General features: G+C 62.8%; 18 protein-coding genes and 2 pseudogenes. 14 read left to right on the top strand and 6 right to left on the bottom strand.

Features of this window, described 5'->3' with window-relative positions; all coding sequences use genetic code 11:
- From C6W91_RS17360 to C6W91_RS17345, 4 genes are all read left to right on the top strand, one after another.
- Positions 1 to 752, top strand: a 752-nt coding sequence (locus tag C6W91_RS17360) for a TniQ family protein (protein ID WP_370571224.1), incomplete at its 5' end; no start/stop codon positions are given.
- Between the two features lie 358 nt (positions 753 to 1110).
- Positions 1111 to 1995, top strand: a complete 885-nt coding sequence (locus C6W91_RS17355; RefSeq protein ID WP_370571223.1) for a DUF1403 family protein — start codon at positions 1111 to 1113, stop codon at positions 1993 to 1995.
- A 2-nt stretch (positions 1996 to 1997) separates the two neighbouring features.
- Positions 1998 to 2597, top strand: a complete 600-nt coding sequence (locus C6W91_RS17350; RefSeq protein WP_370571222.1) for an SMC-Scp complex subunit ScpB — start codon at positions 1998 to 2000, stop codon at positions 2595 to 2597.
- 341 nt (positions 2598 to 2938) lie between these two features.
- Entirely contained in the window at positions 2939 to 4225 is a 1287-nt protein-coding gene (locus C6W91_RS17345) for a Fic family protein (protein ID WP_370571221.1), read from the top strand.
- Between the two features lie 91 nt (positions 4226 to 4316).
- On the opposite strand, the gene C6W91_RS17340 is transcribed toward C6W91_RS17345, so the two are convergent.
- The gene (locus C6W91_RS17340) at positions 4317 to 5249 is read right to left on the bottom strand and encodes an IS5 family transposase (RefSeq protein WP_370571220.1); all 933 of its coding nucleotides are present in this window, start codon (positions 5247 to 5249) and stop codon (positions 4317 to 4319) included.
- A gap of 30 nt (positions 5250 to 5279) precedes the next feature.
- On the opposite strand from C6W91_RS17340, the gene C6W91_RS17335 reads away from it, so the two are divergent.
- Positions 5280 to 5492, top strand: coding sequence for a hypothetical protein (locus C6W91_RS17335; protein ID WP_370571218.1), 213 nt, complete (start codon positions 5280 to 5282; stop codon positions 5490 to 5492).
- Between the two features lie 203 nt (positions 5493 to 5695).
- Here the strand turns inward: C6W91_RS17335 and C6W91_RS17330 are convergent.
- Positions 5696 to 6610 (bottom strand): annotated as a pseudogene (locus C6W91_RS17330) (FAD-dependent oxidoreductase); the annotation flags it as partial.
- Positions 6611 to 6645: 35 nt separating this feature from the next.
- Positions 6646 to 7992 carry an ISKra4 family transposase gene (locus C6W91_RS17325; RefSeq protein WP_078543006.1) on the bottom strand — a complete coding sequence of 449 codons (1347 nt, stop codon included), beginning with the start codon at positions 7990 to 7992 and terminating at the stop codon, positions 6646 to 6648.
- 80 nt (positions 7993 to 8072) lie between these two features.
- Here C6W91_RS17325 and C6W91_RS17320 point away from each other — a divergent pair, with 80 nt between their 5' ends.
- Both C6W91_RS17320 and C6W91_RS17315 read left to right on the top strand, forming a co-directional pair.
- Positions 8073 to 8441, top strand: a complete 369-nt coding sequence (locus tag C6W91_RS17320) for a response regulator (RefSeq protein ID WP_370571217.1) — start codon at positions 8073 to 8075, stop codon at positions 8439 to 8441.
- A gap of 256 nt (positions 8442 to 8697) precedes the next feature.
- A complete protein-coding gene (locus C6W91_RS17315; RefSeq protein WP_370571216.1) occupies positions 8698 to 9087 on the top strand; it encodes a RidA family protein in 390 nt (129 codons plus the stop codon).
- Here the strand turns inward: C6W91_RS17315 and C6W91_RS17310 are convergent.
- Positions 9072 to 9689, bottom strand: a complete 618-nt coding sequence (locus tag C6W91_RS17310) for a helix-turn-helix domain-containing protein (RefSeq protein WP_370571215.1) — start codon at positions 9687 to 9689, stop codon at positions 9072 to 9074. The genes C6W91_RS17315 and C6W91_RS17310 overlap by 16 nt on opposite strands.
- A 150-nt stretch (positions 9690 to 9839) precedes the next feature.
- On the opposite strand from C6W91_RS17310, the gene C6W91_RS17305 reads away from it, so the two are divergent.
- Genes C6W91_RS17305 through C6W91_RS17275 form a run of 7 tightly spaced genes read left to right on the top strand, consistent with a single transcriptional unit; the run spans position 9840 to position 17665 of the window.
- Complete coding sequence (locus C6W91_RS17305) at positions 9840 to 10982, top strand: NAD(P)/FAD-dependent oxidoreductase (protein ID WP_370571213.1); 1143 nt, start codon at positions 9840 to 9842, stop codon at positions 10980 to 10982.
- Positions 10979 to 12262 (top strand): TRAP transporter large permease, encoded by a 1284-nt coding sequence (locus tag C6W91_RS17300; RefSeq protein WP_370571211.1) that lies wholly within the window; start codon positions 10979 to 10981, stop codon positions 12260 to 12262. Before C6W91_RS17305 ends, C6W91_RS17300 begins: the two co-directional genes overlap by 4 nt.
- 33 nt (positions 12263 to 12295) lie before the next feature.
- Positions 12296 to 13267 carry a TRAP transporter substrate-binding protein gene (locus C6W91_RS17295; protein ID WP_370571210.1) on the top strand — a complete coding sequence of 324 codons (972 nt, stop codon included), beginning with the start codon at positions 12296 to 12298 and terminating at the stop codon, positions 13265 to 13267.
- 3 nt (positions 13268 to 13270) lie between these two features.
- Positions 13271 to 13795, top strand: coding sequence for a TRAP transporter small permease (locus C6W91_RS17290; protein ID WP_370571209.1), 525 nt, complete (start codon positions 13271 to 13273; stop codon positions 13793 to 13795).
- Positions 13792 to 15255, top strand: a complete 1464-nt coding sequence (locus C6W91_RS17285; protein WP_370571208.1) for a M81 family metallopeptidase — start codon at positions 13792 to 13794, stop codon at positions 15253 to 15255. Before C6W91_RS17290 ends, C6W91_RS17285 begins: the two co-directional genes overlap by 4 nt.
- Positions 15255 to 16757 carry an amidohydrolase family protein gene (locus tag C6W91_RS17280; RefSeq protein ID WP_370571207.1) on the top strand — a complete coding sequence of 501 codons (1503 nt, stop codon included), beginning with the start codon at positions 15255 to 15257 and terminating at the stop codon, positions 16755 to 16757. The genes C6W91_RS17285 and C6W91_RS17280 overlap by 1 nt, the downstream gene beginning before the upstream one ends.
- Positions 16754 to 17665 carry a GTP-binding protein gene (locus C6W91_RS17275; protein ID WP_370571206.1) on the top strand — a complete coding sequence of 304 codons (912 nt, stop codon included), beginning with the start codon at positions 16754 to 16756 and terminating at the stop codon, positions 17663 to 17665. The genes C6W91_RS17280 and C6W91_RS17275 overlap by 4 nt, the downstream gene beginning before the upstream one ends.
- Positions 17666 to 17740: 75 nt before the next feature.
- Here the strand turns inward: C6W91_RS17275 and C6W91_RS17270 are convergent.
- Positions 17741 to 19218: pseudogene (locus C6W91_RS17270) on the bottom strand (gamma-glutamyltransferase family protein).
- A gap of 202 nt (positions 19219 to 19420) precedes the next feature.
- Entirely contained in the window at positions 19421 to 19987 is a 567-nt protein-coding gene (locus tag C6W91_RS17265) for a recombinase family protein (protein WP_028094410.1), read from the bottom strand.
- Positions 19988 to 20169: the final 182 nt, after the last annotated feature.

Raw genomic sequence — 20169 nt, 5'->3', positions numbered from 1 at the left:
CAGACGAGTTGTTGTCAGGTTGGTTATCTCGGCTGGCGGCGGCCAACTACTGCGATGACGCGGAACTGTTGGCTCATATCAAAATTGATACCGCGCATGGCACCGCCTTGGACTTCAGTGTCGACGCGGCCACGGCGGAGAGGATTGCCAACGCCGCACGAGTCGACCCAGATGTTGTGCGATCGTTGACCTTTCCGGCAATGACCCCACGAGAAGCCTCGCTGACGGCTCAGATGCCATTCCAGCATTGCGTGCAATGCTCCAGAGAGGGTCTTTCGCTCAGGCATTGGAGGCGGGCCTGGGCATTTGACTGCCAAGTTTGCGGCACGAGACTTGTGCAGACCCTTGGCAAACCCCTTGAGGAACAAATATCCGGAAAACTGATATTCCGAGCGCGCCGCGGGGCAGGGATGCTTGAGTGCGCCGCGCGATCGCGCGGCCCCAAGCAACTTCGGCGCGCAATGCGCGCAGTCACCTTTGCCATGTCACTCAAAACCTTCCGCGGGGATCCGTCGTTCGCTGTCCAGAACCCCAGATCGGAAGTTAGGCTGTTCTGCCTCGCCGCAATCGCCGCCGCTCGATCTCATCCCTTGGCTAAGGCAGCCATCGTCAGCAAAAGCATCGACGACTATGCAAGGGTTGCTCTCTTGCGCGCCTTCGAGAAGGAGCCTCGATTGCTTGCCGCGGTTGATCACATCGCGCAAAGGCGCGCGAAAAGCGTCGGCCTCATGACAGCCTCATCTCACAATTAAGGGCAAAAATTGCCGCCAAACGCGTCCCGTCTCAGATTAAAGGGCAACGCGACACCAGAGGACCGATCTTGGCAGGTTTTGGTCTCAGTCTCATCAATTCCGACTCGCCCAGTCTCATGAATACCGCTCCGGAATCTCACAAACCTCTGTCTCTCTCGCGGCGCAAGTGCATGAAAGTCCGAGAATCCAGTCATGAAGCATGAATCCGGTGTTGAACCGTGAATTTTACGCGTTTCTGGCATCCTATTCCATAATGTCCGATAATGCAAACTTATTGGACGCTGAAGCGAACGACAAGGCGGGGCGGTTAGGTCGCTATTTTCTGGCAGAAAGCGCCGCGCAAGTGTAGGCTTTGGGCATGACATTTGCCCAATCTGATCACACCAGCGACCTTGACACGTTACCCCGGATGCCCGTCTGGGTCACCTCTGCACGCGCTGAAACCCTTGAAGATGTTGCGTTTTTGTCGGGCGCCGCGCTGAACCACCTGCATCTTGTGGTGGGACGCGAGGAAGTGCCCCAAGCTTTGTTGCGGGACCGGCTCGCGCTGCGGGCCGCAGAGACCTGTATGGTGTTTTCGGGGCGCCCGGAGCGGGCAGGGGAGCTGCGCGACGCGGTGCACCTGCTGCGTCCCGGCGATCTACCGGGACCGGCCGGCGAAACCTACCTGGCCTGGTGGCGCGCGGTGGAGCGGTCGGTGTCGATCAAGGCTCTGGGTCGAGCCTTGACGAGCCTCGAGCCGGGTCAGATCGCCACGTGGCTGGATGCGGGGCAGGGGGCGCCGGTCGGCCGCGCGGCACGAGTGCTGGAGGTGGTGCTGACCGAAGCGCCGCGTGGCGAAGTTCCGGCTCTTATCCTTGCCGATGCGGCCCTCGCGCAGGCGCTTGGGTGGGATCAAATTGTGCCGCTACTCGCCGCGGGCCTGAAACGCGCTGACCTGCGAAAGCGCGGGGAGGACTTGCGTATCGCCTGTCATCGGGCATTGACCTTTTCGGCGATTGAGGCCGTGCGTCTCGCTGCCGACCTTGCGCGTCGGGCGGCGCATCTGAAGGCGGTTGCGCCCAAGCTCCGGGCCAAGGGCGCAGCGGAGGCGGTCGCGATGTTCCTGACCCGCGATGCGGTGGCGCCTGCCGCGCTCCCACTGCCGGACCGAGCTGCGCGGCGGTTGTGCGACCGGCTGGTCGACCTCGGCGCGCTGCGGGAGCTGACCGGGCGCGACACCTTCCGGCTTTACGGGGTCTAGCGATGGCGAAGGATCGCTCTGACCCAGAACTGGATCGCGAGTTGACTGACCTGCCGCCGGAGCTGCGCTGGCGGGAATGGATGCGCCGGATCGAGGCGGTCCTATTCGCCTCGGCCTCGCCGGTGCCGCGCGAAGATCTCGCCCGCGTGGTGGGGCAGGGGGCGTCGGTCGATTTGCTGGTCGAGGATCTGGCCGCCGATCTGGAAGGGCGGGCCTTCGAGATTGCCCAGGTCGCCGGCGGCTGGATGTTCCGGACGCGGCCCGCCTACGCTCCCGCGATCCGCGCCGCGGCCGATGTCGGGGATCAATTGCTGGATCTGAGCGAGTTCGACGTCGCGGTCCTGGCCGCCATCGCTTACCACCAGCCGATCACCCGCGACGGCCTGAAGGACATCTTCGGCAAGGAGATCAGTCGCGACCTGATCGGGCGGCTGCATGCGCAAGGGCTGATCGGGACCGGGCCAAGGTCGCCCCGGCGCGGGGCGCCCTATACGTTTGTGACGACGGAGCAGTTCCTTGTCGCGTTCGGGATGGAGAGCCTGCGCGATCTTCCCGATCGGGAGCAGTTGGAGGATGCGGGGGTTGTGGGTGAAGGACTATAAGTCGATTTTGGCTAAGCTGTTGCCGTTGTAGTTGAGCGCTAAGACTCTGTGATAGCACTGTTTTCTCCCCATTGGTTTCGAGTCTTGCCGATTCCCGTTTCCGATACCTGCTTTAGACTCTGCTGTTCCGCTTATCGTTTCATCTGCTGTGCAACAATTCATGCGTGGGCCCATAAATACTCACAATTTCAACGTGATAATCGTTTCGTCCTTTTGACGACGTTTGCTTTTGCCTCCTGACGCCTGAATCGTTGCAAAATGCGTGAAACGAAAACTTGCGCCGAGGAAAAGTATAGGTGTATCAATATCCTAATCGTTTCACACTTGCGGGATATCGTTTCATGGCCTTGTCGGATCAAGACATTCTCGAGTTTGTCGGCGAGAACCCCGGTGCCGGACGCGATGCCATCCGGAAGGGCGTTGCAAGCGATGTGAGCGAAACCACCGTATGGCGCCTCTTGAAGCGCATGGTGGACGAGGGTCGCCTCGAGGTATCCGGCAAGGGCAGGGCGACGGGATACAGGATTGCCGGGAGCGCGGTCGTCCGGGCGCATTTGTCGACGCCATATAACAGGCGAGCGCCGGTGTCCTATCGACCGGAGTTTCTCGACGCATACGTCCCGGAAAAGACCTGGTACCTGTCTGCACCAGACCGCGAAAGGCTGTTGGAGGCCGGCCGCCCGCAGGGAGGCGCAATTCCAGCCGGAACATACGCACGTCGGATCCTTGAACAGCTTCTGGTCGATCTCAGTTGGGCGTCGTCCAGGATGGAGGGGAACACCTACGACATTCTGCAGACTGAGCGACTGATCAGGTTTGGCGAAGAAGCTGCGGGAAAGGATCGAAAAGAAGCCCTGATGATCCTCAACCATAAGGAAGCCATCCAGTATGTCGTCGACAACCTCTATGAGATCGGGCTTCGGCGTCCGGATCTGTTCGCGATTCATGCGCTGCTCTCAGACGGTCTTTTGGCGGACCCGGCGATGTCGGGCCGGTTACGTGCGATGCCGGTCGGGATCTCGCACTCGAGCTATCGACCGCTCGACGATGCGGTCACGATCGCAGAGGAGTTCGACATCCTTCTGCACAAGGCTGCGCAGATCACCGATCCGTTCGAGCAGTCCTTCTTCCTCTTGGTGCACATCCCGTATCTCCAGGCTTTTGCCGACGTCAACAAGCGGACTTCACGGGTGGCCTCGAACATCCCACTTCTGAAGTCGGATCTTGCGCCGATGTCGTTCACAACGATGGAGGACAGCGATTACATCGACGGGCTCATCGGGGTCTATGAACTGAACAACGTCGCGCTGCTGCGCGAGGTCTACATGGACGCGTACCTGGCTTCCGCCGAAAGATACCGAATTCTCCGTGCTGAAGTGGAGAGCCCGGAAAAGGCTGCGCTTGCCTATCGGGAATTCGTTCGCGCCGCGGTCCGGCGTTGCGTTCTCGAGTTCAAGGAGTTCCGAAACGATGCGGTTGATGAGATGGCTTTGGCTGCTGGCGTACCTGACGCTGATCGAGCGGATGTTGTCGCTTACGTTCGTGAGCAGATCGCTGGGCTCCATGAAGGCAACGTAATCCGCTATCGGCTGAAACCAGACGACCTGAAAGGAGTGAACCTGCGCTAGATCGTTGATCGAACCGGACCGAAGAACGTCTACGCATGGCTGTGTTGCGCAAATCAGCTGCCGGCCGAGCTTCCCCTTTCCCCGGACAGACTTATCCTACGACCTTTGTGACGGGTATTCCGAGGGCGGTGTAGCAGTTCAGGACAGCGATGCGGACCTGGAGTTCGGCGACCTGGCGGTCGAAGTCCCGCGCCATCAATCGCTGTCCCAGCAGCTTCAGGCAATGCATCTTGGTTTCGACGCGGCTCCGACGGTGATAGCCACTCCATCGTCGCCACAACGCGCGGCCGAGGTATTTGCAAGCCCGCAGCGCTTCGTTGCGCGCCACGGCGCCGGCAGTGATCGCCTTCCATGGCTTCGCGTTCTTGCGGGGCGGGATGACGGCATGGGCGCCACGATCGGCGATCGCATCATGGCACTTTCGAGTGTCGTAGGCACCGTCGGCGGTGACGCTGCCGATCTCCTGATCCGCCGGGATCTGGTCGAGCAGATCTGGCAGCACCGGCGCATCGCCGATGTGGCTTCCGGTGATCTCGACGGCCCGAACTTCCAGCGTCTGTTCGTCGATCCCGAGGTGGATCTTACGCCAGACCCGCCGTTTTGGACCGCCATGTTTGCGGGCATGCCACTCGCCTTCGCCCTCCACCTTGATACCCGTGCTGTCGATCAGCAGGTTCAGCGGCCCCTTGGAACCCCGGTAGGGGATGTTCACCGCCAAGGTCTTCTGCCTGCGGGATAGCGTGCTGAAGTCGGGCACAGCCCAGTCCAGGCCGACCAGGCGCAGTAGGCTCTCGACGAAGCCGGTCGTCTGACGGAGCGCCATGCCGAACAGCACCTTCATCGATAGGCAGGTTTGGATGGCTACGTCGCTGTAGGTCTGCTGTCGGCCACGCTTGCCGTTCGGCACTGCATCCCAGTTTATCTCGGGGTCGAACCAGATCGTCAGCGAGCCTCGGCGCTTGAGCGCTTCATTGTACGCTGGCCAGTTCGTGGTTTTGTAGATCGCCGGTGTCGGTCTGCTCATGCCACCCAGCTACCACTTTGGATTCACGAGATGAATCCCCTCCCAATTTGTGCAACACAGCCACAGCTTGACGACACCGCCCATCTCCATGCGCCCTATATCGAACTGAACGAATCCCTGGTCTCGGTAATCGCAGAGGGGGACATCGCCGCCGCTCTGGCGCAGCTACAGGCCTATCTCCTGAAGTCGGAGCGAGCGGTTTTGGCAGCGCTTCAGTACAGGCGGCACAGGCCACGTGTCTGACGGCCCGCATTGCGCTCCGCGCGCCGCCCCAAGGGGGCCGGGAACAGGCTTCGGCACGCTCGCGGGAGGCGCTGTCAACCCGGTTCTGATCGTGGTTCTCGGGCTGCGTACTCCTAGTTTGGAGCAGGAAAGCTCGCAACCATGCGTAAGCACTGTCACGTTGATTTCCAGCTGCGTCGGAAGTGGAGAGCGATTCCCGAGACTCATGCAAGCCACGCCGCTTTTGCTGAAACCTCATTTAGAAGGGGAGTATCGTTGCTAATCCGGGCCGCCAGGTATTCCGCTGACGCCAGCGCCATGGTCCAGCCCAACTGTCCGTGACCGGAGTTGATCCAGAGGTTTTGGACCTTTCGAACGCGGCCGAGATATGGTGGTCCTTCAGGCGTGCTGGGACGCAAACCGGTCCAGAACTCGGCTGATTTCGGGTCGATCGCCGAACCAAAATGACGGCAGACATAATCCTGCAAATGGGTGGTGCGCTCCGGCGCAAGCGAGCGATCCTTTCCGGCAAATTCTGCCAGGAACGTCGCACGCAGCTTGCCGCCATAGGTTGCGACCGCCAGAAGATTGGTCTCGTCAATATAGGGCAGCCGTGGCGCGGCGGCGGGGTCGGTAATTTGCCATGTGCCGGAATAGCCCTTCACGGGATAGATATTCGGAGAAACACCAAGCGGGCGCAGCAGATCCGTGCTTTCTACACCCGCAGCGACAACCACGGCGGTGCAGGGGATTTCACGGTTTTGGACGCGAACGGCGTGTACCGTTTGTCCATCGACGCCGAACCCGGTGATCTTCTGCCCGAACAGGGTGCGGACGCCCAACCGGCTCCCGGCATGATCGAGCGCACGACAGGTGAACAGGCGGCAATCGCCGGCCGCATCGAGCGTGCTTTTCAGGCCACCGACAAGCCCGTGCCCTATTCCGGCAAGCGCCGGATCGAGCGAGATCAGTTCCTCTCGGTCGAGGGGCGCCAGCGTTTTCCGATCGTCAGATGAAAGTGAATGCAAATACTCATCAAACTGGCGATGGTCTTGAAAGATATAGAGGCCGGCTTCGAGCTGCATCTGATCCCCGAGCCCAACCTCCTCGGCAACGCCGGGGAGCAATTCACGACTGCGACGACTGAGGGCCGGGAGTGGGCAAAACTTGGTGGTTAAGCGGCCCGCTTTGAGACGCCTAGCCTTCTGTCAAGGACAGCGGCCCGAGTGACGGCAACCCGTTGCGCGCCCCGCGGTGACCATCTCATGCGCCGCCGCTTGCCCATGCGGGTGTTGCCGATGTCATCAACACAGCCTTCTGCCCGGGACGACGAAACTGCGAGGCCATTCCGGTGTCGATGGCCGTAGTCTACGAGCGCGTCGAAGTTGTTCGCAAGGTAGGAATAGAGGTCCTGGCACCGGGCTTTGACCCGCTTGGCCGCTTCTCGTAATTCTCGGGTTTCGGCGTGCAGACGATCGCAATCGATCTGAAGAACCTTGAGGATTGTCGCGGCGGTCATCACTTTGCCGTGCCAAAGGTGCCAACGCAGTGTATCAGCAGGTCGCTCGAAGAGTAGCGGCAACCCTGAAAAGCCCTTCGATTGCAGAAGTCCCCGCACCGCATTTTCAATGTGCTTGACCCGCATCGAGATATGCCACCAGTCCAGTATGTGGGTGACGGGACCTCGAACGGCACGCCTCACCAAATTCGGCAGTGCAGGTTCGCCGTCTGAAATCACGGTCACTTTGCTCTGACCGTCCCAGCCCTGCGCGATCAGGTCATGTCGGAGCTGCTTTGCTGGAGAACCGGCGGCTTGCTGCACGAGACCAAACCGCCGGCTCATATTGGGGCTTTCAACCTTGCCGACTACAACATCGAGGTGCCGTTTCTGGTATTCAGGTCGACATCGTATGTGCGCACCATCCAGGAAAACGGTCAGTGGTGATGGCGGAGCGATTGTATCCGCGTCTCCTTGGCTTACGTTTTCGCGGCCTAGCTCGTCGGCGATGCGACCCAAACGATTTCGAACGGTCGTGTTCAATTGAGCCGAACAGGGCATGAACATTTCGATTAATCGAGCGGCTTCCCGAAACGAGTGCCTGGCCCCCAATTCAGCCTGCAGGCGCCGAAGTTCGGCAGTCGCACGGTCAGAGAATAACCCGGCAAGTGGTGATTGTGGCCCAGATTTCGCGACCCCAGCCGGTTGGCACAAGCAGCGTCGAAGCCTTGGCCACTTCACCCGAATTCGCCCGAAAAGAGTGTCGAGAATACGGCCTCGATCATCATGGATCGCGCGTTGTTTGCCACAGCCATCGCATTTCCGGCGAGCCTCCATTGCTTCACCGACCTGATCTTGCACAATCGTCTCCTGCAAACGCCTCAGTAAGGTCTTTGCGTCATTGAGGAGAAGGCCCAAACTCTCGGAACCAAACTCGTCCGGCGCACGGCGAAGTCGACCGATATTGCGCTTCTTGGTTTCTCCATCGTCAAACGTCGTCTCGACAAAAATGTTTACTTCCATGGTGGGTCCCGCCTTGTTCCGATACCTTACCCTACCACGTCGACCACCAGGTTTTGCCCACTCCCCAGGAGAAACCGACCATGACCGACACCGCTGTCGAGCTTGTCAAAGGGAAGCACATTCTCGTGGTGGAGGATGAATATCTCGTCGCGGCCGATCTCTCGGACACGTTGCAGGAGATGGGCGCGACCGTGATCGGGCCGTTCTCCTCGGTGCAGGAGGCGCTGACCGCCGTGACCTCGGTCGAGCAGTTGGACGCCGCGACGCTGGACGTGACATTGGGCCAGGAGAAATCCTTTGGCGTGGCCGAGGCGTTGCAAAAGCGCGGCGTACCCTTCGTGCTGCTGACGGGCTATGATGACGGCAGCCTGCCGGAGACCCTGCGCGACGTTCCGCGCTGCGACAAGCCCTTTGACGTAAGCAAACTGGTAAACGCGCTGTTCGGCTGATGCGGCTTCCGGAGGGCAGGGACCCCCGTCACGCAGGTTGATCCATGTCCTTTGCGAAACTCTGCGTCCTGCCTGCGGCGGCGACAGAGCCGGAACCAGAGTGACAGCTATCCGCAACTTCCTCGGGAGCGAGATAACCATCGAACCGGTCGCGAACGGATCGCGCGCGATCCCCCCGGGCGCGCGGTGGCAGCTTGCCATTAGGGGCTTGTTCTGGGATCAACGCTGAGACAAACGCAAAATGCAGGAGAGATCAATGCCGATCGAAACACTTGGCGGCGACGTGAAACTACCCGACGGAACCCCGGTTCCCCTGTCCAAGGCCGTCCGTGCCGGCGACTTCCTGATCCTGTCGGGGCAGCTGGGCTTCGGCCCTGACGGCCGGATCGTCGAGGGCGGGATCGAGGCGCAGACGCGCCAGTGCATCGAGAATGCCAAGGCGCTTCTGGAAGAGGTCGGGTCGGATCTTTCGCAAGTGGCCAAGGCGACGATCTGGTTGACCGACACGGCCGATTTCGGTGCCTTCAACAAGGTCTACGGCAGCTATTTTCCCTCGCAGCCACCGGCGCGGTCCGCCGTCTGTTCTGCGCTGATGGTGCCGGGCGCAGTGGTCGAGATCGAATTTCTCGCCTATGACCCGGGCTGAGGCACCTCGTCCTCGCCATTCCTGTTCAGGCGCTGGGGTTCGGTGCAGATGCAGAAGACCTCGGCGTCGCATTCCCCGGCGCTGACATAGGCATGGCCCATCGTGCTGTCGAGATAGATGCTCTCGCCCCGCTTCAGGGCGACGGGGGCATAGAACTCCGAATGCACCACGACCTCGCCCTCCATGACAATCAGGAATTCTTCGCCGCCATGCTTCTCGAGGGGGCCGAATTCTCTGATGGAGGATGCCTTGATCCGCGCGTGGATCGGAACCATCCGCTTGTTCGTCAACTCGCCGCACAGATACCGGTAGACGTAGTTCTTCGTGTCGATGACGATACCATCGCCCTCACGCGATGGTGCGAACCGGCTGTTGGGCGGGCTGCTCCCGCTTTCCTCGTCCCCGATCAGTTGCCCGATCGTCAGGTCCAGCCCCTCGGCCAGGCGCAACACCTTGTCCAGCGTGGGTGAAAGGGCGCCGTTCTCGATCTTGGAGATCGTGGACACCGCAACGCCGGACAGGGACGCAAGCCCGCTGAGCGTCAACTGGCGGGCCTTGCGCAACTGTCTGAGCCGAGCCCCCAGATCCTGGGCCGTTGTCATGGGTGTGTGCGCCTCCTCCGTTGTCCGATGAAATTAGCAAGCTTTTTGGTGGAAGGAAAATATTTTCGTATACGAAAAATAAATGTTGATTTCGGAAATTTCTCAGATAGCGTTGACGCGTCGGAATCGAAGCGAAAGGGTTCACGCCTCATGTCGGATCGCCCCAGTTCAGCGGATGCCATCGTCATCGGTGCGGGTATTGCCGGCGCCTCGGTGGCGGCGGGACTGGCGCAGTCCATGCGGGTTGTTCTTACCGAGATGGAGGTGCAGCCCGGCTATCACACGACCGGACGTTCGGCGGCGGTTTTTGCGCCAAGCTATGGCCCGGAAGGGGTGCGTGCCCTGACGCGGGCTTCGCGCGCCTTTTTCGACGACACGCCTTACGGGTTTGCGGACTCGCCGCTTCTGACCCCGCGCGAGATACTGATGGTCGCGCGGCAAGACCAGTTGGGCGCGCTCGACGCGCTGGTCGCCTCTGTCTCGGGCGAAACCCACGTCGACGTGCTGGGGGCGGTTGCGCTGAAAGAGCATCAACCCTTGTTGCGAGAAGGCTATGCCGCCGCCGGGATGCTGGACAGGGGCGGGCAGGACATCGACGTCGCGGCGCTTCACCAGGGGTTCCTGCGGCTCTTCAAGGCGCGCGGAGGCGCTATGATCACCGATGCGCCGGTGCGGGGATTGCGCCGCAACGGCGAAATCTGGAGCGTCGAGACCAAGGCCGGTTCGTTCTCGGCGCCGCTGGTTGTCAATGCCGCCGGGGCTTGGGCCGAAAGTGTCGGGCGCATGGCCGGAGCCGAGACGATCGGGCTGGTGCCCAAGCGACGGACCGCGATGGTGGTGGCCGAACCCGAAGGCTTCACCCGCCGCGAAGCGCCCATCACCATCGACGTGGACGAGCAGTTCTATCTCAAGCCGGACGCGAGCCGCTTGCTGATTTCGCCCGCCGACGAGACGCCCACCGATCCCTGCGACGCGCAGCCCGAGGAGATAGATGTGGCGATCTGTGCCGACCGGATCATGACGGCCTTTGACCTCGAAATCCGGCGGATCGAGAACAAGTGGGCGGGCCTGCGCAGCTTTGTCGCCGACAAGGAGCCGGTGATCGGTTTCTCGCGGGTGGTTCCCGGCTTCTTCTGGATGGCCGGGCAGGGGGGGTACGGCATCCAGTCCGCCCCTGCGGCGGCGGAACTGGCGGCGGCATTGATAGAGGGACAGGCCATCCCGGCGCATATCACCGACCAAGGCTTCGAACCGGGGCGCATCGCCCCCGGCCGGATGGAGAGCGCGGCATGATCTGGATCGTTCCCCTCGTCGCGGTTGCACTATTGGCCTCGGGGCTGGCGCTTGCCTATGTGATCGGCGGTGCTGCGGTGCTGACCTTCATCCTGACCGACAATGCCCGCTATCTTGCCGTGCTGCCGCAAAAGGTGTTTTCGCAGATCAGCATCTTCTCGCTTCTGGCGATGCCGCTGTTCATTCTTGCGGGCGAGTTGATGAACCGGGGCGGCGTAACGAAATCGCTGATCGACCTGTCGATGGCGCTGATCGGGCGGCTGCGTGGGGGCTTGGGGCATGTGAACATCATGACCTCGGTTTTCTTCGCCGGAATCTCGGGTTCAGCCGTGGCCGACGCCGCGGCTTTGTCGAACACCCTGGTCCCGGCGATGCGCGAGCGCGGATATACTGCGGAGTATGCGGGCGCCATCACTGCGGCGTCGTCCATCATCGGGCCGATCGTGCCGCCCTCGATCATCCTCATCTTCTACGGCGCACTGATGCAGACATCGGTCGCGGCGCTTTTCGTGGCAGGCATCCTGCCGGGGCTGCTGCTGGCCGGTGCGCTATTCCTTGTCAACGGCTGGTATGCCTGGCGCGAGGATCATCCTCGGGTCGCAAAGGGGGATGCGCCGCCGCTGCTGCCGGCGATCTTCGCGGCCCTGCCTGCACTGTGTCTGCCGCTGATCATCGTAGGCGGCATCGTGCTGGGCTGGATGACGCCGACCGAGGCGGCCGCCGTCGCGGTCCTGGCCGCAGCCATCGCCGCCTTCTTCTACTCGCCGCTGACGCGCGAGGACATCTGGGAAAGCTTCTCGCGCACGGCGATCCTAACGGGGTCGATCTTCATGATCCTCTGCGCGGTCGCGGCCTTCGGCCACCTGGCGGCGCTGGAGCGGATTCCGCAGGCCGTCGCCAGGCTGGTCGAGAGCCTCGGCCTGGGGCCGGTCGGCTTCCTGATCACGATGAACGTGCTGTTCATCCTTGCGGGCATGATCATGGACGTTCCCGTGGCGCTGGCGCTGCTGGTGCCACTCCTGGCGCCGGTGGCGCTGGCCAATGGGGCGGACCCCGTCCACCTGGGCATCGTGATCTGCTTCAACCTCTGCATCGGCCTGGTCTCTCCACCGCTGGGGGGCTGTCTGCTGATCGTGTCGACGGTGACAGGCGTGAATTACTGGCGGCTGGCACGGGCCGTCGTCCCCTTCATTGTCGCGGAGATCATCGTGCTGGGCATCCTCGTCTTCACGCCTGACATCAGCCTCTGGCTGCCGCGGACGCTGGGGCTTTGGAAGTGATACGACAACCAATCAACAGGGAAGGAAACTGACATGAAACTGACTCAAATCCTGACGGCCTCGGCCATCGCCGTCTCGCTGGCGCTGCCCGCGTCGGCCGAAGTGAAGATCGCCCTCGACAGCCCGCCGGATCTCAAAAAATCGGGCACCTACATGTGGGCGCATACGTTTGGCGAGTACCTGAACGCGCATGGCATGGAAGCCGTCGAATACGAGCGCAACTCGATGGGTGAGGAGGCCGAACGCCTCGATCAGGTCAGCCAGGGCCTGCTGGAAGTGTCGATGTCGGACGCGAAATCGGCCGGCACGCTGGACGGCACGATCTTTGGCGCGATGATGCCCTATTTCTTCGAGGATCTCGATCAGCTCGACATGGCGCTGGACGAGGGCGGCATGCTGGCGAAGATCAACGAGGGCACGACGCCCAAGGGCGTGCGCGTGCTGGATCTGGTGATGACCGGCACGCCGACCGGCATTTTCACCACCGAGGTTCCGATCCGCGAATTCGCCGACATGAAGGGCGTACGGATGCGGGCGCTGGACGAGGTGCAGATCAACACCTTCGAGAACTGGGGATCGAAAGGCACCATCGTGTCCTGGTCCGAGGTGCCCAACGCGCTGCAGACCGGTGTCGCGGGCGGCTACATCAACCCTGCCTTCGTGCCGCTGACCTATGGGCACACGGCCTTCATCAAGTATTTCACCAACGCACGGATGAGCCCGTCGGTCCGCGTCGCCATCGCGTCCGAGGATTGGTACCAGGGTCTTTCGGACGAGGAGCGCGAGATCGTGCAGCAGGCGGTGGAAAAGGCGCATGAGGCCAACCGCAATCTGGTCTCGGACGATTCCGCCGTGCTGAAGCAACTGGAGGAAGCTGGCATCGAAGTGATCGAGCTGTCTCCGGAAGAGCGCGAAAAGTTCCGCGAGGCCAGCCAGCCGATCTATGAGACGACCAAGATGCCCGAGGGCGCGCTGGACGCCTGGAACAAAGCGGTCGGGCGCTGATCCATGCGGGCGGTCGCTGACAGGCTGAACCGGGTTTCCTGGGGGCTCAACCGCGCCGCCCTGCTGGGCGCGGCGCTGGCCGTCGCGGTCATGCTGGCGGCTGCCGGATGGCAGGTGATCGCCCGCTACCTTCTGAACCAGCCGCCGATCTGGACCGAGGAGCTTGCACGCTTCTCGATGGTCTGGGGCGGGCTTCTGGGCGCGTCCTGCGCCTATCGCCTGCGACGCGATCCGACGCTCTTTCCGGATGCGTTGCAGGCAACCGGGGTGCGGGGGCTGGTCTTTTCGCTGATACGGTCGCTCGGCGTGTTGTGCTTCATCCTGCCGATCCTGTGGTTCAGCCTGCTGGGGCCGGGCGGGGACCCGGCGCGGGGCTACCTGGCACGGCTTGCCGGGCGGCAAACCGAAACGATGGACCTGCCGATGACCGTTTTCGGCATCGCGATCCCGCTGGCCTTCGCGGTGATCCTTTTCCACGTGCTGGCGGATATCATGACCGCGCTGGCCAATCTCGAGGATGAAGAATGAAACTTTTCATGGCGTCGCTGGCGACGGAAACCAATTCCTTCTCGCCCATCCCTACGGGGTGGAGCGGGTTCAAGGAGCATCTCTATACCAAGACCGCCTCGCGCGGGGAGGCGGGGCTCTATGCCGCGGCCGTGACCTGCTGGCGGAAGATGGCCGAGGCGCGCGGCTGGGACGTGGTCGAGGGGCTGTGCACCTATGCGCAGCCTGCCGGGCCGACTGTTCGCGCGGTTTACGAGACGATGCGCGACGACATCCTGCACGATCTGCGCGCGGCGATGCCGGTGGACGTGGTCCTGATGTCGATGCATGGCGCGATGATCGCCCAGGGCTATGACGATTGCGAAGGCGACATGATGGCCCGCATCCGCGAGATCGTGGGGCCCGACGCAAAGGTCGGGCTGGAGCTGGATCCGCATTGCCACCTGACGGAGTTGATGCTCGACAACGCGACCGCGATCATCTGCTACAAGGAATACCCGCATATCGACGTGGTCGAACGCGCCGAGGAGCTGTTCACCATCTGCGCCGACGCGGCCGAGGGCCGGACCGATCCCGTCATGCGTGATTACGACTGCCGGATGATGGCGATGTATCACACGCCCTTCGAGCCGGTGCGCGGCTATGTCGACCGCATGTCGGCGATGGAGGGGAAGGACGGCATCCTGTCGGTCTCTCTGGCGCATGGCTTTCCCTGGGGGGACAACCCGCGCTGCGGCACCCGCACGCTGGTCATCACCGATGGCGATGCCGACCTTGCCAGCCGCCGCGCCGAGGCGCTTGGTCGTGAGCTGTGGGAGATGCGCGACGATCTGCGCCGATTTCCCTCGATGGAGGAGGGGCTGGACCGCGCGGTGTCGATGAACGTCGCACCCATCGTTCTGGCCGATTTCGCGGATAACGCGGGCGGCGGCGCACCCTCGGATTCAACCTTCGTCCTGCGGGCCGCGCTGGATCGCGGGCTCAAGGATATCGCATTCGGCACCTTCTGGGACCCGGTTCTGGTGGGAATGTGCATGGACGCGGGCGTGGGCGCGGAAATGGCCGTACGGCTGGGCGGCAAGATCGGTCCGATGTCGGGCGACCCGGTGGACCTGAAGGTGACGGTGCGCGGCATCGCGCGGGATGCCGTGCAGCATCTGGGCCGCGCCGAGATGCAGATGGGCGATTGCGTCTGGCTGGAGGCGGACGGCGTGCATGTCGTGGTCAACACCAAGCGCACCCAGACCTTTCACCCCAAGGCGTTCGAGAATCTCGGGATCGACCTGTCCCGTATGAAATACGTGGTCGTGAAATCCTCGCAGCATTTCTACGACGGGTTCGCACCGATGGCCGCAGAAGTCATCCACCTTGGCACGCCGGGGGCGATCACCCCGGATTTCACCATCGTTCCCTTCACCAAGCGGGCTTTGAATTACTGGCCGAAGGTGGACAACCCCTTCGCTGCGGAGGGCGCGGCCTGATGACCGGGACATATGACATCATCCTGCGCAACGGACGTGTGATGGATCCCGAAACCGGGTTCGACGCGGTTTGCGACCTGGCGATCTCGGGCGACCGGATCGCGAAGATCGGAAGCATCGAAGGCACGGCTGCGCGCGAGATCGACGCCACCGGGCTGATCGTGGCGCCGGGGTTCCTGGACTTGCACGCGCATGGTCAATCGGTCGCCGCAGACCGGATGCAGGCCTTTGACGGGGTCACGACGACGCTGGAGCTGGAGGTGGGCGCGTTGCCCGTCGCCGGGTGGTATGAGCGGCAGGCCAAGATCCCGCGAGCGCTGAACTACGGCACGGCGGCGGCGTGGATCTTCGGGCGCAAGGCGGCCTTTGGGGCGATCGAGCTGGATGCCGATGTGCACCCGATCGACCAGATGGGGGCGGGCTCGGAGGACATGCGCTGGTCCACCGAAGCTGCCGATGCCGACCAGACCGCGCAGATCGTCGCCCATGTGCGGCGGGGGCTCGACGAAGGCGCCATCGGCATCGGGCTGCCCAATGGCTATGCGCCGGGGGCCGGGGTGAAGGAAATGGCCGATATCTGCGATCTGGCCTTTGAATATGGCACGCCGACCTTCACGCATATCGCCTATCTCAGCAATATCGACCCGCAAAGCTCGGTCGACAGCTATGTGCGCCTGATCGGCCTGGCCGGCGCGACCGGGGCGCATATGCATATCTGCCACCTCAACTCCACCTCGCTGATGGATATCGAGCGGGTGGTCGAACTGGTCGCCAAGGCGCAGGAGCAGGGCCTGCCGGTCACGACCGAGGCCTATCCTTACGGCACCGGCGCGACGGTAGTCAGCGCAGGGTTCTTCATGGACCCGGACTTCACCAAGCGGACGGGCAGCGACTATTCCAATATCGAGCTGATCCACAATCATCACCGCTTCACCGGGCGCGAGGACATGCGCGCGGCCCGCGAAAGTGCGCCCACGGACCTGGTGATGTGGCATTTCCTCGACGTGGATGCGAATGACGAACATCGGCGCCTGCTGGACCTGTCGGTCACCTATCCCGGTGGCTCTATCGCCTCGGACGCGATGCCATGGATCGACGAGGATGGCAGGATCTACGAGGGGCTGGACTGGCCGCTGCCCGAACAGCTGTCGGCGCATCCGCGGTCCTCGGGGACCTTCACCCGCTTTCTGCGCGAGCATGTCCGCGAACGCGGGACGATGCCGCTGATGGACGCGCTGGCGAAATGCACGATCCTGCCCGGCAAGGTGATCGAGGGCTGCGCGCCACAGATTGCCAGCAAGGTCCGCCTCCAAGAAGGCTGTGATGCGGATATCGTGGTCTTCGACATCGACACGCTGACCGACAAGGCCGATTTCACAGCGATGAACAGGCCATCCGAAGGCGTGCGCCATCTCATGGTGGGTGGCGAGTTCGTCATCTCGGACGGCGTGCTGAACACAAAGGCCGCCCCCGGGCGCCCGGTTCGGCGCACGGCGCAGTGAGCGTTCCGGTCCTTCTTGTCACGGGCTTTTTGGGGGCGGGCAAGACCACGTTCATCAATCGGCTGCTGCAAGGGGATCACGGCCTGCGGATCGCGGCCATCGTGAACGATTTCGGATCGATAAATATCGACGCCGACCTGCTCGATGCGACGGCAGAGGGCGTGATCGGTCTCAAGAACGGCTGTATCTGTTGTTCCTTGCAGGGCGATCTGATGCGGACGCTGAAACTGGTCCTGTCCCGTGCCCCGAAACCCGAGCTCATCGTGATCGAGGCCAGCGGCGTGGCCGATCCGGCGGGCATCGTTCAGTCCCTGATGGACCCTGTGATCTGGGCGCAGGCGCGGCTCGAGACCGTGATTGGCATCGTGGATGCACCCGACACGTCCCGGCGCAAGAGCGACCCGCTATGGCGGGCGCAGGTGCGGGGCTCGGACATCCTGTTCCTGTCCAAGACAGCGGAGGGCACGTCCGAAGACATTTCCGCGCTGCGCACCGCGCTGACCGTTCAGGGGAAGCGGCACATCTTCGACATGGAAGCGCCGGTCCCGCTCGCCGCGCTTTTCATCGAGGACAGCCAGGGGCGGACGGTATCGGCGATACGGCCGCACGACGACAGCCGGTTCGTCCATCTCGAATGGGAACATGACGGCACGTTGTATCTGCAATCCTTCCAGCGGGTAATCTCGCAGCTTGCCGACACGCTCTTGCGCGGCAAGGGGTTCCTCAGCTTCGCGGGCGGGAAAGGGCGGATGCTGTTCCAGCTGGTCGGTTGCCGCGCCGCCCTTTCGCCCGCGCCGGCGGATCGGCCAGAGGGGTGCAGGCTGGTGCTGATCGGTGAGCGCGGGCGCTTCGACCCTGACTCGGCGCGGCACTTGCTCGACAGATTGCTAAGCCCCGGCGGAGAGTAATTGGCCTCCTGGCGCGTGCGGCTACATGGGTGGCGGAATGGCGGGCACCCATCATGTCCACCACCTCCGGCTTTTTCAGAACCCCGCCGCCTGCCCGTCCTTGCGCGGATCAGATCCTGCCGCGTAGCCGCCGTCCGGCAGACGGTGAACAAGCTGCGCGCCGCCGAAACCAAAGGCATTGTCCGGCGCCTCGACCTGCACCTTGTGGCCTAGGGCACGCAGCCCGTCGAGGGCGCGCAGGTCAGGCTCGCAAGCGACATCCAACCCCGAGATCATTCGCCAGCGCGGCGCGTCGGCGGCGACCTGCACGTCCTGGTCCCAGAGTTGCGTCCTGAGCAGAAGTTGCAGATGCCCCTGCGCCTGGATCGGACCACCCATCATGCCATAGGCCATCAAGGGCTGATCCCCTTTCATCGCAAAGCCCGGGATGATCGTGTGAAAGGGCCGCTTGCCTTGGGCGACGCGGTTGGGATGGCCCTCTTCAAGGGTGAAGCCCGCACCACGGTTCTGCATGGAAATCCCGGTGCCCGGCACGACCACGCCCGAGCCGAAGCCCATGTAATTCGACTGGATGAAACTGACCATCATGCCCGACGCGTCGCCCGTGCTCAGCAACACCGTTCCGCCGCGCCGGGGCGTGCCGGCGCCGTGATCCTGTGCGCGGTCGGGGTCGATCAGGGCCACCCGCGACCGAAGGTAGTCGGGATCGAGCAGCGCGGTTTCAGGCACCTCGGTCATGTGGCGGCGGTCGGCCACGAAGCGATGCAGGTCGGCATAGGCCAGCTTTATCGCCTCGATCTGAAGGTGGACGGCTGCGAAGTCGTCCGGGCCATGGTCGCGGATGTCGGTATGGTCGAGCATCCCCAGCGCCATCAGCGCCGCGATGCCCTGACCGTTGGGCGGGATCTCGTGAAGGGTGACATCGTCGAAACCCTGGTTGATCGTGCCGCACCAGTCGTTCTCGTGGCCTGCCAGATCCTCCATCGTCATCGCGCCGCCATGCGCACGGGCGAAGGCCGCGATCTCTTCGGCGATCTCGCCCGCGTAGAAGGCGCGGCCGCGCGTCTCGGCGATGGCGCGCAGGGTGCGGGCAGCGCCGGGGTTGCGGAACCGTTCGCCCGCGCGCGGTGCACGGCCGTCGGGCAGAAAGGTTTCGGCGAAGCCGGGCTGGTCCCTCAGCGCCTCGGCCCCCTTGGCCCAGAGCGTGGCGATTACCGGCGAGACGGGGAACCCATCTTCGGCATAACGGATCGCGGGGGCCAGCAGCGTGGCGAGGTCGAGCGTGCCGAACCGTTCGGACAGATCCACCCAGGCACTGACCGCGCCGGGAACGGTCACGCTGTCCCAGCCACGTTCGGGCAGGCCGTTGGCGAAACGCTCGGGCGTCCACGCGGCGGGCGCGCGACCCGATGCGTTGAGCCGTGCAATTCGTTGCCGTCCCACAGGATGCAGAACGCGTCGGATCCCAGCCCGTTGCCTGTCGGCTCGACAATGGTCAGCGCGGCGGCGGTAGCGATGGCGGCATCCACCGCGTTGCCGCCCCGGCGCAGCATCTCGAGTCCAGCCTGCGCCGCCAGCGGCTGCGAGGTGGCCACGATGTTATCGGCCAGAACTGCCGAGCGGCGCGAGGAATAGACGGGTTCGTATCTCAGCTTCATGCGGCTCTCCTACCCGGGGGCGATTGTTTTCGTCCAGGCCCCATCGGAAGGTTTCTTCGTAGAACCACGCTAAGGAAGAACGAAGCATAAACATGGCTTATGGCGTGGTGTTTCTGATCACCTTGTAAGCTGTTGATCTGCCTATGCCGAGGTGTTTTGCGGCCTGGGCGACGGATTTTCCGGCGCTGACGAGATCTTGAAGGGCTGAGATTGTCTCGGGCTGCAATGGCGGCCGCCCCGGGGTGCGGCCATGCTTTCGAGCGTTGATCAGGCCGTCTTTGGTGCGCTCTGAGATCAGGCGGCGCTCGAAATGCGCAATGGCCCCGAAGACGTGGAATACGAGTTCGCCAGCGGCGGATGTCGTGTCGATCCGCTCCTCAAGGCTGATCAGATTGATCTCTCTGGCCTTGAGGTCATCGACGGATTCCAGAAGCTCTTTGAGCGAGCGGCCCAAGCGATCTAGGCGGATGACAGCGAGAGTATCGTTGGGCCTGGCCTGATCAAGCAAGGCCGCTAGACCGGGCCGGTTGAACGTCTTGCCGGAGATCACGTCTTCGAACACGCGAATGGCACCGTGTTGCAGCAGTCGGTCTTTTTGGCCGGACAGGTCTTGGTCGGCGGTTGAGACCCTTGCGTATCCGAGGATGTCGCCGGTGCGTGGCATGGTGTCTCCAAAACGACCGTTTTGTAGCCTGACTTCACGTGATCGCTGTGATCCTGAATTGGCGCAGCAAATCTGTCTTTTTATTGGTCTCTATAATATTCGAGGTCTTCAAACTGGCTCTGTTGCAAAGTTTTGTTCAGGCCGCGTGGGCCCCTCTTTTGGGCGCAGTTATGCTGCGGCGA

The organism is Phaeobacter sp. SYSU ZJ3003 (genome assembly GCF_041300735.1).
Classification (GTDB): Bacteria; Pseudomonadota; Alphaproteobacteria; order Rhodobacterales; family Rhodobacteraceae; genus Phycobacter; species Phycobacter gallaeciensis_A.
The sequence above is the reverse complement of the archived record's forward strand: the minus strand, read 5'-3'. Positions and strand labels throughout refer to the sequence as shown.

Excerpts from the sequence above, each read along its gene's own strand:
- C6W91_RS17355 (WP_370571223.1), top strand. The coding sequence starts at position 1,111 with ATGACATTTGCCCAATCTGATCACACCAGCGACCTTGACACGTTACCC.
- C6W91_RS17350 (WP_370571222.1), top strand. The coding sequence starts at position 1,998 with ATGGCGAAGGATCGCTCTGACCCAGAACTGGATCGCGAGTTGACTGAC.
- C6W91_RS17345 (WP_370571221.1), top strand. The coding sequence starts at position 2,939 with ATGGCCTTGTCGGATCAAGACATTCTCGAGTTTGTCGGCGAGAACCCC.
- C6W91_RS17340 (WP_370571220.1), bottom strand. The coding sequence starts at position 5,249 with ATGAGCAGACCGACACCGGCGATCTACAAAACCACGAACTGGCCAGCG.
- C6W91_RS17335 (WP_370571218.1), top strand. The coding sequence starts at position 5,280 with ATGAATCCCCTCCCAATTTGTGCAACACAGCCACAGCTTGACGACACC.
- C6W91_RS17325 (WP_078543006.1), bottom strand. The coding sequence starts at position 7,992 with ATGGAAGTAAACATTTTTGTCGAGACGACGTTTGACGATGGAGAAACC.
- C6W91_RS17320 (WP_370571217.1), top strand. The coding sequence starts at position 8,073 with ATGACCGACACCGCTGTCGAGCTTGTCAAAGGGAAGCACATTCTCGTG.
- C6W91_RS17315 (WP_370571216.1), top strand. The coding sequence starts at position 8,698 with ATGCCGATCGAAACACTTGGCGGCGACGTGAAACTACCCGACGGAACC.
- C6W91_RS17310 (WP_370571215.1), bottom strand. The coding sequence starts at position 9,689 with ATGACAACGGCCCAGGATCTGGGGGCTCGGCTCAGACAGTTGCGCAAG.
- C6W91_RS17305 (WP_370571213.1), top strand. The coding sequence starts at position 9,840 with ATGTCGGATCGCCCCAGTTCAGCGGATGCCATCGTCATCGGTGCGGGT.
- C6W91_RS17300 (WP_370571211.1), top strand. The coding sequence starts at position 10,979 with ATGATCTGGATCGTTCCCCTCGTCGCGGTTGCACTATTGGCCTCGGGG.
- C6W91_RS17295 (WP_370571210.1), top strand. The coding sequence starts at position 12,296 with ATGAAACTGACTCAAATCCTGACGGCCTCGGCCATCGCCGTCTCGCTG.
- C6W91_RS17290 (WP_370571209.1), top strand. The coding sequence starts at position 13,271 with ATGCGGGCGGTCGCTGACAGGCTGAACCGGGTTTCCTGGGGGCTCAAC.
- C6W91_RS17285 (WP_370571208.1), top strand. The coding sequence starts at position 13,792 with ATGAAACTTTTCATGGCGTCGCTGGCGACGGAAACCAATTCCTTCTCG.
- C6W91_RS17280 (WP_370571207.1), top strand. The coding sequence starts at position 15,255 with ATGACCGGGACATATGACATCATCCTGCGCAACGGACGTGTGATGGAT.
- C6W91_RS17265 (WP_028094410.1), bottom strand. The coding sequence starts at position 19,987 with ATGCCACGCACCGGCGACATCCTCGGATACGCAAGGGTCTCAACCGCC.